Genomic DNA, 12,866 nt, shown 5'->3' on the forward strand with positions numbered 1-12,866 from the left:
TTTTTCTATTTTGAAGATTTTAGATGGTCGTTTTTTGGTAAAATAATAGGACAAAGTTATGATTTTGAAAGCAGTACCGCTCTTTCATTGAAAGTAGGTTATTATTACAACTAATGAACGCAAACCATATGGTTCATGCATAGAGGTAGATTTGTGGTTGAAACAAAAGTACAAGGGTTGTTTTTCACCATCAACTACCTTTCTTCTATAAAAGAGCCGTGACCAGTATATTCCGAGGCGAACAGTCTGTGGACTTTCAATCTGTTTTATCAAACAGCAATACATAAAAACGACAACTCCCTCCTCTAAATAGGTTGTCACATGTCTGATGGACAACGAACAGAGAGGAGGGAGCGAACATAGAAATTACTGTATTCTATCCTTCAACTATTTTTTTGAAGAGAGAAAAATGAGTTTACCAAAGTTCTAAACGTTGGTTCTTTGGTAGGTAAAGCTTGTCGGTTGGTTTCACATCGAAGGCCTCATACCATGCATCAATGTGTGGCAATGCACCATTCACGCGCCACTTACCCAAGGCATGTGGGTCGCTCTTTACACGATTACGTATTTCCTTTTCAGTAATGTTTTGCCCCCATACACCTGCATAAGCCAAGAAGAAACGCTGGTTGGCAGTAAAACCATCTTTCGTCTTTAATGGTTTTTTGGCGGTAGCATTTTGGAAAGCCAGATAACTTACCATGAGTCCTCCGTGGTCGGCAAGGTTCTCACCCAAAGTAAAACGTCCATTCGACTTCAAATCGGGTAGCACATTGATATTCGAGAAGAAATCGGCATACATGTCAGCACGCTCGTTAAATCTCTTGGCGTCACCAGCAGTCCACCAGTCGTTCATGTTTCCATTGGCATCGTACTGCCTACCTTGGTCGTCAAATCCGTGAGTCATCTCATGCCCAATCACCACACCAATGGCACCATAATTGAAAGCTTCGTCGGCTTTGGCGTCAAAGAATGGATATTGTAGAATACCAGCAGGGAAACAGATTTCATTGGTCGTAGGGTTGTAGTAGGCATTCACGGTTTGTGGAGTCATGAACCATTCATCCCGATCAACTGGTTTGCCTGCCCGTTCTGCAATGTGATTACGGTGTGCAAACTCACGACACGCCATCACGTTTTCATAGAACGACTTAGAAGGGTCAATGCTCAATGACGAGTAGTCGCGCCATTTGTTGGGATAACCTATCTTTACATAGAACTTATCCAGCTTCTTGTGAGCCTCTGCCTTGGTGGTATCGCTCATCCAAGTTTGGGCATCAATGCGCTCACCCAATGCTATTTGCAGGTTACGTACTAATTTTTCCATCATCTTCTTGGACGATTCAGGAAAATATCGCTGCACATACATCTTGCCTAACGCTTCGCCCATTTGCCCCTCTACTTGGTTGGTGGCACGTTTCCACAAAGGATAATCTTCTTTGCGCCCACTCATTGTTTTACCAAAGAAATCAAAGTTGGCTTCACGGATTTGGTCTGTCAAATAAGCAGCTGACGACATGATGACATCCCACTCCATGATGGCACGCAAATCATCAGCTGTAGCAGCAGCCGAAAGCTTGTCATATCCTTCCAAAAAGGCAGGTTGTCCTACTACCATTTCTTGGATATAGTCGCTCTTCACACCTTCTGCAGTGGCAAAAGCCTCCAAGTTGATGTTAGGATAGTTCGCATTGAACTGCTTTAGCGTCATTTTGTTATAGTTGGCTTGTGGGTCGCGTAGCTCGGTCATACTCTTTGAGATGAGTGCCAATGCGGTCTCATTCTTGAACACGATATCTGCCTTGGCAGATGCTTGTGCTGGTGTGAAGCCGTACAACTGGAACATACGAGCAATGTGATGTTTGAAAGCATTACGAATAGCCACCGTTGCCGAGTCGTTATTCACGTAATAGTCCTTCTGCCCCAAGGTAAGTCCACCTTGAGAAATATTGAGGATATTCATTGCCACATTCTTTTCATCGGCAGCAAAATACGAACCATAAGGAATGCCATAGCCCATGTTAGCATACTTGAGCTGCAATTGCAATAGCTGGTCTTTAGTCTTTGCTGCCTCTATCTCGTTGAGCAAGGGCTTCACAGGGGTGAGACCTTCCTTGTTACGACGTTCGGCATCCATAGCCAACTTATAGAAGTCGGAGAGTTTCTGCTCCATCGTACCTTTCTTGTACGTTTTCTTTTTCAGCTCACTCAATATTGAGTTGATACGCTTGTTGTTGTCCTCTGCCAGTTGGTCAAAACTACCAAAGCGTGAATAGGCTGCTGGCAACGGATGGTTTTTCTGCCAACCTCCTGTGGCAAACTGATAGAAATCATCGGCAGGACGTACAGACTTGTCAAAATTAGCCTCCACCAATCCTGTCTTAGATTGCGCCATTCCCATGGCAGGTGCTACCATGAGCAGCATCATCGGAAATAATTGTTTCATAAGTTTTGAAATATTTAAGTTGATGAGTATTTAGTTTACAAGTTTACGAGTATTTAGTTTACAAGTTTACGAGTTTAGAAGTTAATCGTTCAAAGTTTCTCCATTTTCTCACTTAGCTCCATCCAGCGTTCATTCTCTTTGTCCAATACTCGCTGGGTGGTAGTGTATTCCGTTACCAATTCCATATCTGAGGCGTTTTCGGGTTGTGACAGCAAGGCGTTGAGTTCGGTGATACGCTTTTCCATCTTAGCAATCTTCGCTTCAGTTTCCTCAATATCACGCTTCAGTTTTCGCAATTTCCGTTGCTGTTCTTTGCGCTGTTGATAATCATCTACCCCACCCTTTTCTTCAGTTGATGGGGCTGACTGTACGGTTGCAGCCATTGTCACACTCTTATTTTGCAAAATAGCGTCAATGCTCTGCTGTGATGCCAAGCCGTCTGTAGCTTCAGCGTGACTGCGAATGAAATCGTAGATGCCACCTAAATGTTCTCTCACACAGCCACCTCCAAACTCATATACCTTATCTACCAAACCGTTCAAGAAGTCACGGTCGTGGCTCACTAAGATAACTGTTCCGTCAAATGCTTGTATCGCCTCTTTCAGTACATCTTTCGATGCCATGTCCAAATGGTTGGTTGGCTCGTCGAGAATCAGCAGGTTCACGGGTTGTAACAACAACTGAATCATTGCCAGTCGGCTGCGCTCACCACCTGATAGTACTTTCACCTTCTTCTCTGAAGTCTCTCCACCAAACATGAATGCGCCCAAAAGGTCATTGATTTTCAGGCGCATATCGCCTGTTGCCACACGGTCTATCGTTTCATAAATTGTCAATTCCTCGTTGAGTAATTGTGCTTGGTTCTGTGCAAAATAACCTATCTGCACATTGTGTCCCACTTTGAGCGTACCTGTAAAAGGTATCTCACCCATGATACACTTCACCAAGGTGGACTTTCCCTCACCATTCTTGCCCACAAATGCCACCTTCTCACCACGCTTGATCGTAAACGTTACACCAGAAAACACGGTGTGCGCACCATAATCTTTGCGCAATTGGTCGCAGATAATGGGATAATCGCCACTGCGCAAACAAGGTGGAAACTTGAGGTGCATACGTTTGTTGTCCACCTCGTCCACCTCGATAGGCACTATTTTCTCCAGCTGTCTAATGCGCTGCTGCACCTGCACCGCCTTAGTGGCTTGATAGCGGAAACGCTCTATGAAGGCTTTAGTATCGGCTATCTCCTTTTGCTGGTTTTCATAAGCTCGCAACTGTTGTTCACGTCGTTCGGCTCGCAGGGTTACATACTCATCGTATTTTACCTTGTAGTCCTCAATCTGCCCACAAGTTATCTCTAACGTTCGATTGGTTACATTATTAATAAAGGCTCTGTCGTGACTCACCAGTACCACAGCCTTGGCAGATTGCACCAAGAACTGTTCGAGCCATTGTATGGACTCGATATCCAAGTGATTGGTAGGCTCATCGAGAAGAAGGACGTCTGGACGCCTCAACAGTATCTTCGCCAGTTCGATACGCATACGCCATCCACCCGAAAACTCTGATGTGGGTCGTTCAAAATCCTTTTGTTCAAAGCCCAACCCCACAAGCGTTCGCTCTATCTCGGCTTCATAGTTCTCGCCACCAAGCATCAAATATCGCTCATGTTCTTGCGTAAACCGCTCAACCAAGTCGAGGTAGTCGGTGCTTTCGTAGTCGGTGCGTGTTGCCATTTCATGTTGCATCTCCTCAAGATGATCCTTGATGCGCAAATTATCGGCAAAGGCTTTGCGCGTTTCTTCCTTCACTGTAGTATCGTCTGCCAGTTTCATTACCTGTGGCAGATAGCCTATCGTAGTGTCGTTGGGAACAGCAACCACCCCATTAGTAGGCTGTTGTAACCCTTTCAATATCTTGAGAAGCGTTGATTTTCCCGCTCCGTTCTTGCCTACCAAGGCTATCCTATCACGTTCGTTGACCACAAAACTAACATCCCTGAACAGGGGTTTCACGCCAAACGTAACACACAATCCTTCTACTGAAATCATCTATTTATCTGTTTTCTTTTGTCAAGTATCTGCAAAGATACGACTATTTTTTATCACACGAATATTTGAAGTGCGTTATCTTTCATGGGAAGAGTGTAAATGAATCATATAAACGGGCAGCCATTCTACACAAAAAAGAGTTCCGAAGAACTCTCTTATTGTGTTATCTTTTGCACTTTTTCATCAAAAGGGAAAGCAAACCGTAACATTGGAGCTATCCAATAATACAAGTATTTTTTATGAGACCTTTAGAAAGGGAAAAGCAAAGGCAATACAAATGTCATTACCACTCCTATCAGCAATTGCAAGGGAAGCCCCACCTTGATATAATCCATAAACTCGTACTGACCTGCTTTCATCACCAACGCATTGGGCGGTGTTGAAAAAGGGGATGCGAAACACATGCTTGCTCCTAACGTGACGGCAAACAAGAAAGCGTACGGACTGACACCTATCTGCGAAGCGGCAGACATGGCAATGGGAGACATGATGACAGCTGTGGCTGTATTGCTGACAAACATGGTCACAAATGTTGTGGTATAATAAATCCCTGCCAGTAGAATCATCGGTCCCATATCTCCCAATGAATCAACTAATGATTGAGAGATAAACGAGGAAACGCCCGTCTTCTCTAACGCTATGGACATGGGCATCATCGCTGCAATGAGCACAATACTACTCCAATTAATAGCTTTGTATGCAGTTTCGACATTTCTCAAGCAGCCCGTTAATACCATCAGCAGACCTGCAATCATCACTGCTGTGACGGGTTGAATTGGAATGAAATCGAATACCATCATACAAATCATCAGTAACATGATAAAGGCTGCAATGGGTGCTTTATAATTGAGCGTTACCTTACTGGCTTGCTCTATTGGTCGTCCCAATACCACCCAATCGGTTTCGGCTGTTTCAAGTCTGTCAATATTGCTCCACAACCCTTGCACCAAAAGGACATCACCAGCTTGGAGCTTCTGCTCCGCCAAGTCTTTTACGAGATAATCTCTTCGGCGACGAATCCCTACCACATTGATATTGTACTTTTCACCAATGCTCGAATCTTTAAGGCGAATACCAGTAATACGCGAATTGGGCATGAGTACAAGCTCTGCCATACCTATATCATAGAAGTCAACAGAACTATTATCTAACTTGGCGAGTGAGTTTTTGGTGGCAAATACATCCATGTCCTTGATGTCTCCTGTGAGATAAAGCACATCTCCTGCTTGTAAAACGGTGGACGGTTTTGGAACCTTTTGCTTGACCTGACGTATAATACGCCCACTACTCGAAGAATCATTTCGAATCTCAATAATGGACAGTCCGTGACGGTTGCGCAAATCAAGCTCGGCAACTGTCTTACCATGGAGTGGAGAATGGTTACCAATACGGTAAGCCTGCAAATAGTTTTGAAGATGATACTCTGTCACCAGCTCGTCTAAGCTCTTATCTTTAGGTTTCCTTCTTCCACCTTTTTTCTTGTCCTTCCCAAGAAACATTCGACTCAATGGCAACAAAACGATAATACCAACGGCAATACAAACAATTCCAACAGGAGTGAATGAGAAAAATGTGAGTGGCTCATAACCTGCGTCTACCAACGTCTCCTGAATAACAAGGTTCGGAAGTGTACCAATCAGTGTGAGCATTCCACCCAAGCTACTGGCAAAAGCAAGTGGCATGAGTAACTTTCCGGGACTGGAATTGGATTGCGCTGCCATACTCACAACAATGGGCATCATCAGCGCAACCGTGCCTGTATTACTCACAAAGGCTCCAATAAATGAAGTCGTCAGCATCACCAACAAAAACAATCTTATCTCGCTACCTTTCGCCAACTGTATGATTTTTTGGCTTAAAGCCTTTGCCAAACCCGTTTGTAGCACGGCAGCACCTACCACAAACAGTCCCACCATCATAATCACCACATTCGAGGAAAAGCCAGAAAAAGCCTCCTCGGGTGTCAAAACACCAACTACTAACAACACACAAAGGGCACACAGTGCCACTATATCGGTTCGCAGACGACCAATCACAAAGAAGATGACCGTTACGAATAGTACAACGAGGGTAAGAATCATATCAACCTAAAAAAATTATTCGTATTAAGTAAAAAAGCCTAAAAGGTAGGCTAATTGGAAAATGATAATGCAAATATAATAAAAATAATTGACATTAAAGAATTGTCTCTTGATGAATTCTTATTTTTCTTATCGCTTGCAAAGATTTTAAGATATTACATTGATAAACTTCCAGAACAAATAGTTACAGGAATGGATATCCCATTTTTAACATCACTGCAATAAAGAAGTCGCCTCAACAATATCATTAGAGAGCACTTGTAAACCAAGATGTTATAGATTTTAGGCATAAAAAAAAGAGTACCGCTGTACTCTCAATCTTGTTAACCTTAAATCTAATACTATGAAAAACACATTGCAAAGTTACAAAATATAATGAGAGATGCAATTCTTTTGAAAAGAAATGTTTGAATTATAACACTTTTTAACCGTATTAAAGATGTTTTTGTCCGTTATTTGCCACTAACTTCGTCTTTTTGTCTAAAATAAGTTCATTTTGCTTACACTTCAATTTGCAACCCGTCATAAGCCAACTGAATACCATCAGGCAACTGAAGATTCACATCATGGTGTAATCCTATACCATGACTCATGTGAACCAAATAAGTTTGTTTTGCACCAACACGATTCGAAAACTCAATGGCTTCCGCTACGGTCATGTGTGAATGGTGCTGCGGTTCATAGCGCAAAGCGTTTACCACTAAGGTTTTGACTCCTGATAAAAAAGGCATCTCTTCGTCTCGAATAGTCTTCATATCCGTGATGTAAGCAAAACTACCGAAACGAAACCCCAAGATAGGCAACTCGTGATGCATTACTTGAAACGGCATGATATCTATGTCACCAATGCGCAACTCTTGATGTGGCTGAACAACATGTAAATCCAATAAAGGAACACCTGGATAAAGATGAGCACCAAAACAATATGGCATGGTGCGATGCAATGCCTCTGCAGTCGGTTCATCTGCATAGATTTGAAGAGAATCGAAAACACAAAAAGGTCGCAAGTCATCTATTCCTGCCACATGGTCATAATGAATATGCGTCAAAAGGACGGCATCAAGAGGCTGAAAAGGAAAAGGCATTAGCTGCTGACGAATATCGGGACCACAGTCGATGAGTATGCGCGTAGTGTCTGTTTCTAAGAGTGCCGCTGTACGTAACCGTTTGTCATGCGGATCGTGACTCTCACAAACGGCGCAATGGCACCCCAACGAGGGGACGCCACCCGATGTTCCTGTTCCTAAAAATGTAAGTTTCATAGAATGTTTACCTCGGGATGAATGGCGATGCCAAAACGCTCGCTGACATCCTTTTGGATTTCTTTACACAAACGTTCGATATCACTTCCCGAAGCTCCTCCACGATTTACCAGCACCAAAGCCTGTCTGTCATGCACCCCAGCACGTCCTAAAGTTTTGCCTTTCCAACCACATTGCTCTATCAACCAACCTGCTGGGATTTTTACAGACAATCCATCTATTTGATAATGTGGCATTTGTGGGTATCGAACTGCCAACGCTTGGTATTGCTGCATGCTCACGATTGGATTCATAAAGAAGCTCCCCGCATTGCCCTGTACTTTGGGGTCAGGAAGTTTTGCCTGTCGAATGGCAATAATGGTGTCTCGTAATTGCTGTGGTGTAGGATGTTCAATGCCTTTGCGTTGCAACTCGGACTGGATGTTACCATAATCCAAATGCGGAGAATAGGTACAATTGAACTTCAATTCAACCGAAATAATCACATATTTATTTTTCCATTCATCCTTAAATTTACTATAGCGGTAAGCGTACTGACAATCAGCATTGGTAAAGGTTACCTCATGACCTGTGGCTATTTCTACGGCAGTGATGGTCTGGATAAAGTCCTTTACTTCACAACCATAAGCACCAATATTTTGCACTGCAGCTGCTCCAACGGTACCAGGAATGAGGGAAAGATTTTCCAATCCGTAAGCTTTTTGCTCCACGCAAGCAGCCACCAAATCGTCCCATATTACCCCACTACCTGCCTTTACAGTAGCAATACTGTCTTCTATCTTAATGTCAATGAATTGAATTCGAGAGTGCAAAACTGTCCCTTCAAAATCTTTCGTAAGCAACAGGTTACTCCCCTCTCCCAGTGGCATGAAAGGTTCATCTTGTGGTGTCAATGTGGATAACGCCTGCTGTAGCTCTTCTTTCGAATCAAAAGCAATGAATCGTCTACACCGAGCATCAATGCCAAATGTATTATGCTGTTGTAAACTGTAATTTTTTCGATCTAACATCCTGTAGTTTTAACTATTAAATTTCATCAACTTCCACCCATCTTTTCGATGCCTGAAAAGCATAATCACCTCTAAGTCTGTGGCAATACCGCGAACCACGAACAATTTTTGTTTACCAGCAACATATTTTTGCCCATAAATAATATTGTAAATAGTGCCTTTCGGAATGATAGGTGGCTTAAATCCTGGCCACTGTTCTGGGACAATAGAACCCGTAATCGTTCCAAAATCATCATCAGGATCGGGTGCCGTAAATTCTACTGTTTCGTTCAAGCTTTTGATTTGAAAAGCACTGTCTACAGCAAATCGTTGATAAAAGTTGAGAAAGGAGCCATTCACACTCTCATGAATAGGCTGGTAAATAATGGACGTCAGCATAAATTCGCCATTAATTCGTTCAAATTGATACTGCTTAATGGTCTTGATAGGAAATAATATTTTTTCTACCGTGACATTCCTCACCGTAGTATCTTTTACAACTTCCATCTGCTTGAATCTGTCAAAAATCAATGTAAAATAGCCTTGCTTCATAAAGAAATAGTCCATTTTCCACTGATTTTTTGTAATGGTGCGTTCTTGCTTACCATTCTTCATGACGGGTAAGGGGAATTTGATGCGCTTGTATTGCAGTTTCTTGTTGGCAGCAAAGTTAAAGAAAAAGTCATCAAACAACTCATCTGCCGATTTGGACATCGGCGATTCGGCAATAATGTTCGACAGCGTATCGTCATCAAGGGTATCAGTTGTCGCAGAGTCTACCGCAAGCGTGTCCACCGCTGTTGGCTTTTTATCGAAACAACCAGCAGTTGAAAACAGCAAAGATATCAACACAAAAAAACCTAAGGCAACAAAAGTTGCTTTTCTCAACAGATTATTTTTCTCTTTTATCATGGTCTCTCAAATTTCATCTTAAAACGAATTACTTGGTGTCAAACATACCTCATCTTATTGATTGTTGACGGAGTGGGCGTACTGTTCATACGTCCCTTTAACCATTCTTATGCAAATTTACTACTTAATTTTGAGATAAGTCGTGTTTTTAATGTAAAAATATTACCTTTGCAAAGAGGAAATTATATAAGTATGATACTTGACAAAATAGATGAACTTCTCAAAGAAGTAAGCAACCTCTCGGCAAAGAATGCTGATGAGGTAGAACAGTTGCGCCTAAAATACCTCAGTAAGAAAGGTGAAATCAATGCGCTGATGGCCGACTTCCGCAATGTGGCAGCTGATGAAAAGAAAACTGTCGGCATGAAGATCAACGAATTAAAGCAGTTGGCTAAGGATAAAATCAACTCTCTCAAGGACACAGTTGGAACAGCCAATGAATCTTCCGTATCGCTTGATCTTACACGCTCAGCTTATCCTATTCGCTTGGGAACACGACATCCGCTAACCATTGTGAAGAACGAAATCTGTAATATCTTTCAACGCATGGGCTTCACCTTGGCAGATGGACCTGAGATTGATGACGATTTACACGTCTTTACCAAATTAAACTTCGCACCCGATCATCCCGCGCGAGATATGCAGGACACATTCTTCATTCACAAGCATCCCAACGATGTGACCAAGAATGTGTTGCTACGTTCACACACTTCGGGCGACCAATCGCACTATATGGAGACTCACGAGCCTCCTATCCGCATTATATGCCCAGGAAGAGTGTATCGTAACGAGGCGATTTCTGCACGTGCCCACTGCTTTTTTCATCAGGTAGAAGGCCTGTATATTGACAAAAATGTATCGTTTACCGACCTCAAACAGGTGTTGCTTACGTTTGCACGCGAAATGTTTGGTCCAGATACTGACATTCGTTTGCGCCCAAGTTACTTCCCATTTACAGAGCCGAGTGCCGAAATGGACATCTCATGCTTTATTTGCGGTGGTGAAGGCTGTGGCTTCTGCAAGCAAACTGGTTGGGTAGAGATCTTGGGATGTGGCATGGTAGACCCCAATGTACTCGAGGCTTGCGGCATTGACAGCAAGGTGTACAGCGGTTATGCCTTTGGTATGGGTGTAGAACGCATTACCAATCTGAAATATCGGGTTAGCGACTTGCGCCTTTTCTCAGAGAATGATTTGCGCTTCCTCAAAGAGTTTGAGGCTGCACATTAACAGTTGCACACGCTCGTCATTGATGAATAAACATAAAGGAGACTTCGGTCTCCTTTTTTATTTCTGCCTCATAGAAGATCCTCTTCAGTCTGCAACTCCTCCAAACGCATGACAGACGCACATCCTGTTCCATGAGTTTCACCTTATATATAATAAGAGATTCCCGTACTTCGATATTCAATTTTCAAAATATCCGTCTTGAGTGAAATCAATGCCGTGAACCAATGGCGTAGGTAACCCATCCTTTTTTATTCATGAAAATGATACTCTTAGACAGTTTTACAGATGATTGACAACATCCCATGTTTTGTTCCATTGACAAGGAGGAGCCTGTGAAAAAGCTATGGAAGAGGTTCGTAATAGCGCAATTTACCCAAACAAGAGGCGTGGGGTTGATTCAACATAATGATGATATCACGCAAGAGGAAGTCAGGACGGAACGGAGTTTCTTCAAAATATGGTTTTATGCGACTGTTACAACCATAGATTTTCCCTTGCTTATAAGCTCGCAAAACACGATAACCACGGTATTCTGCCAGCAAATCTTGTTTGGTCATGGGATGTTCACCATGATATTTGAAAGCCCACACCTCGCTGTTGCCCGCCTTTTCCAATACTTCTTCAAAAGAGAGTGCTAAACTCCCACTGTGCTTGTCAGCAGAGAAAGCATATTTCCCATGTGCATCGGCTATCATTTGCCCTATGGTACTCTTTCCTCCTGGACAATACCAAACACTCCCCGTTTGACGCTCTGTCAAGAGAGAAGCACCCTCTGGCCATGATTGGGCTTGTGACTTTAACTGTTGATAAGCACTGTCGACAACGGCAAACAACGAATCTGCACGCTGCTCGCAGCCAAAGAGCATCCCATAAAATTTCATCCATTCGGCTCTTCCCAACGGTGATGTCTCCATGTAATCCGCCAACTCAATGACAGGACAGCCCAACCCTTCCAACTTTCCATATCCCCCACTATTCTCAAAAGGGGACAAAAGAAGAGCCTGCGGATGTAGCGCTATCATTCTCTCTATATTAGGACTCATTCCGTCTCCACAATCAACAATCTTGCCTGTCGTTACTCGATGTTGAATTGCTGGAATAAGAATATACTTCAAATCGGCTACCCCCGCAATGGCATCCAATGCGCCCAAAGATTGGAGTAGCTGACAATGAGCGGTCGAGAAAACCACACTACGCTCAATGGGCGTATAAACCAAGGTACCTTTTGGCAGATGATTCACCCTTGCAGAGTCTTTGCGGTTGACCAACACATACGTATGTAGAACCTTTCCCTCATCCCACGGATTTGCTAAAGTAACGACTGTAAACAGAGGATATTTTTGCATTTGGATATGTTCCGCATATTTTAGTTCTACTTTCGTGCCTTCATGGGTTGATTTCTTTGACTGCTTGGATTGGCACCCCATAGTGATGGAGGTCATCATCAAGATTCCACAAGCGATGAGAGAGAAAGAAGAGTTACATTTAATCATAATTTCATGTGCGTTAATTGTTGAGCAAATCATCCATAAATCAGTGCAAATGTACAAAAATTAAGAAGTAACAAGCTATCCATTCATTACTTTTTCACGCGAACGTCATTTTCATCAATTGTTCTTTTTCTTTTTTCCAATCACAGTTTCTTCGTATAAAAATGATATTTGTACAACAAAAAACACGAACGAAATCAAAAAGTATTTACGCACTTGTTGATAACGAAAGCATTTGCGATCTGTCCAACTCACCGAAAATAAGAGGAACAAATGAATAATGATGAGGAGAGTTCATACGTTGTTTGCAATCGGTTCGTAAAAATGGTGATACGCTGCATGGAAGGAAATAAAATGCTGAATTTTCTTTACAAAGTGCCTCTCATAACTCGCGTGAAAACAACCAAC

9 protein-coding genes are annotated in these 12,866 nt (G+C 42.7%); 2 read left to right on the forward strand and 7 right to left on the reverse strand.

Annotated elements, in window-relative coordinates:
* Positions 1–415: 415 nt before the first annotated feature.
* The 3 genes from HMPREF9304_RS05795 to HMPREF9304_RS05805 form a co-directional block, all read right to left on the reverse strand.
* Positions 416–2,443 carry a M13 family metallopeptidase gene (locus HMPREF9304_RS05795; RefSeq protein WP_036927329.1) on the reverse strand — a complete coding sequence of 676 codons (2,028 nt, stop codon included), beginning with the start codon at positions 2,441–2,443 and terminating at the stop codon, positions 416–418.
* An 89-nt stretch (positions 2,444–2,532) separates the two neighbouring features.
* Positions 2,533–4,494 (reverse strand): ABC-F family ATP-binding cassette domain-containing protein, encoded by a 1,962-nt coding sequence (locus HMPREF9304_RS05800; RefSeq protein ID WP_036927332.1) that lies wholly within the window; start codon positions 4,492–4,494, stop codon positions 2,533–2,535.
* A gap of 248 nt (positions 4,495–4,742) precedes the next feature.
* A complete protein-coding gene (locus HMPREF9304_RS05805) occupies positions 4,743–6,575 on the reverse strand; it encodes an SLC13 family permease (RefSeq protein ID WP_036927333.1) in 1,833 nt (610 codons plus the stop codon).
* A 54-nt stretch (positions 6,576–6,629) separates the two neighbouring features.
* On the opposite strand from HMPREF9304_RS05805, the gene HMPREF9304_RS14380 reads away from it, so the two are divergent.
* Complete coding sequence (locus tag HMPREF9304_RS14380; RefSeq protein ID WP_156104774.1) at positions 6,630–6,800, forward strand: hypothetical protein; 171 nt, start codon at positions 6,630–6,632, stop codon at positions 6,798–6,800.
* Positions 6,801–7,075: 275 nt separating this feature from the next.
* Here the strand turns inward: HMPREF9304_RS14380 and HMPREF9304_RS05810 are convergent, their stop codons facing one another.
* The 3 genes from HMPREF9304_RS05810 to HMPREF9304_RS05820 are packed head-to-tail and all read right to left on the reverse strand — an operon-like array spanning position 7,076 to position 9,738.
* The gene (locus HMPREF9304_RS05810; protein ID WP_036927334.1) at positions 7,076–7,837 is read right to left on the reverse strand and encodes an MBL fold metallo-hydrolase; all 762 of its coding nucleotides are present in this window, start codon (positions 7,835–7,837) and stop codon (positions 7,076–7,078) included.
* Positions 7,834–8,847 (reverse strand): UDP-N-acetylmuramate dehydrogenase, encoded by a 1,014-nt coding sequence (gene murB / locus HMPREF9304_RS05815; protein WP_036927336.1) that lies wholly within the window; start codon positions 8,845–8,847, stop codon positions 7,834–7,836. Before murB ends, HMPREF9304_RS05810 begins: the two co-directional genes overlap by 4 nt.
* Before the next feature lie 9 nt (positions 8,848–8,856).
* Complete coding sequence (locus HMPREF9304_RS05820; protein WP_008126047.1) at positions 8,857–9,738, reverse strand: DUF4348 domain-containing protein; 882 nt, start codon at positions 9,736–9,738, stop codon at positions 8,857–8,859.
* Positions 9,739–9,930: 192 nt separating this feature from the next.
* Here HMPREF9304_RS05820 and pheS point away from each other — a divergent pair, with 192 nt between their 5' ends.
* Positions 9,931–10,968 carry a phenylalanine--tRNA ligase subunit alpha gene (gene pheS / locus HMPREF9304_RS05825; protein ID WP_036927337.1) on the forward strand — a complete coding sequence of 346 codons (1,038 nt, stop codon included), beginning with the start codon at positions 9,931–9,933 and terminating at the stop codon, positions 10,966–10,968.
* A gap of 341 nt (positions 10,969–11,309) precedes the next feature.
* On the opposite strand, the gene HMPREF9304_RS05830 is transcribed toward pheS, so the two are convergent.
* Positions 11,310–12,461 (reverse strand): ABC transporter substrate-binding protein, encoded by a 1,152-nt coding sequence (locus HMPREF9304_RS05830; RefSeq protein WP_081953657.1) that lies wholly within the window; start codon positions 12,459–12,461, stop codon positions 11,310–11,312.
* Positions 12,462–12,866: the final 405 nt, after the last annotated feature.

Source organism: Hoylesella timonensis S9-PR14, from assembly GCF_000762405.1.
Lineage (GTDB): Bacteria > Bacteroidota > Bacteroidia > Bacteroidales > Bacteroidaceae > Prevotella > Prevotella timonensis_A.

Bases quoted from the DNA above. Each gene is read 5' to 3' on its own strand.
- HMPREF9304_RS05795 (WP_036927329.1), bottom strand. From the start codon at position 2,443: ATGAAACAATTATTTCCGATGATGCTGCTCATGGTAGCACCTGCCATG.
- HMPREF9304_RS05800 (WP_036927332.1), bottom strand. From the start codon at position 4,494: ATGATTTCAGTAGAAGGATTGTGTGTTACGTTTGGCGTGAAACCCCTG.
- HMPREF9304_RS05805 (WP_036927333.1), bottom strand. From the start codon at position 6,575: ATGATTCTTACCCTCGTTGTACTATTCGTAACGGTCATCTTCTTTGTG.
- HMPREF9304_RS05810 (WP_036927334.1), bottom strand. From the start codon at position 7,837: ATGAAACTTACATTTTTAGGAACAGGAACATCGGGTGGCGTCCCCTCG.
- murB (WP_036927336.1), bottom strand. From the start codon at position 8,847: ATGTTAGATCGAAAAAATTACAGTTTACAACAGCATAATACATTTGGC.
- HMPREF9304_RS05820 (WP_008126047.1), bottom strand. From the start codon at position 9,738: ATGATAAAAGAGAAAAATAATCTGTTGAGAAAAGCAACTTTTGTTGCC.
- pheS (WP_036927337.1), top strand. From the start codon at position 9,931: ATGATACTTGACAAAATAGATGAACTTCTCAAAGAAGTAAGCAACCTC.
- HMPREF9304_RS05830 (WP_081953657.1), bottom strand. From the start codon at position 12,461: ATGATTAAATGTAACTCTTCTTTCTCTCTCATCGCTTGTGGAATCTTG.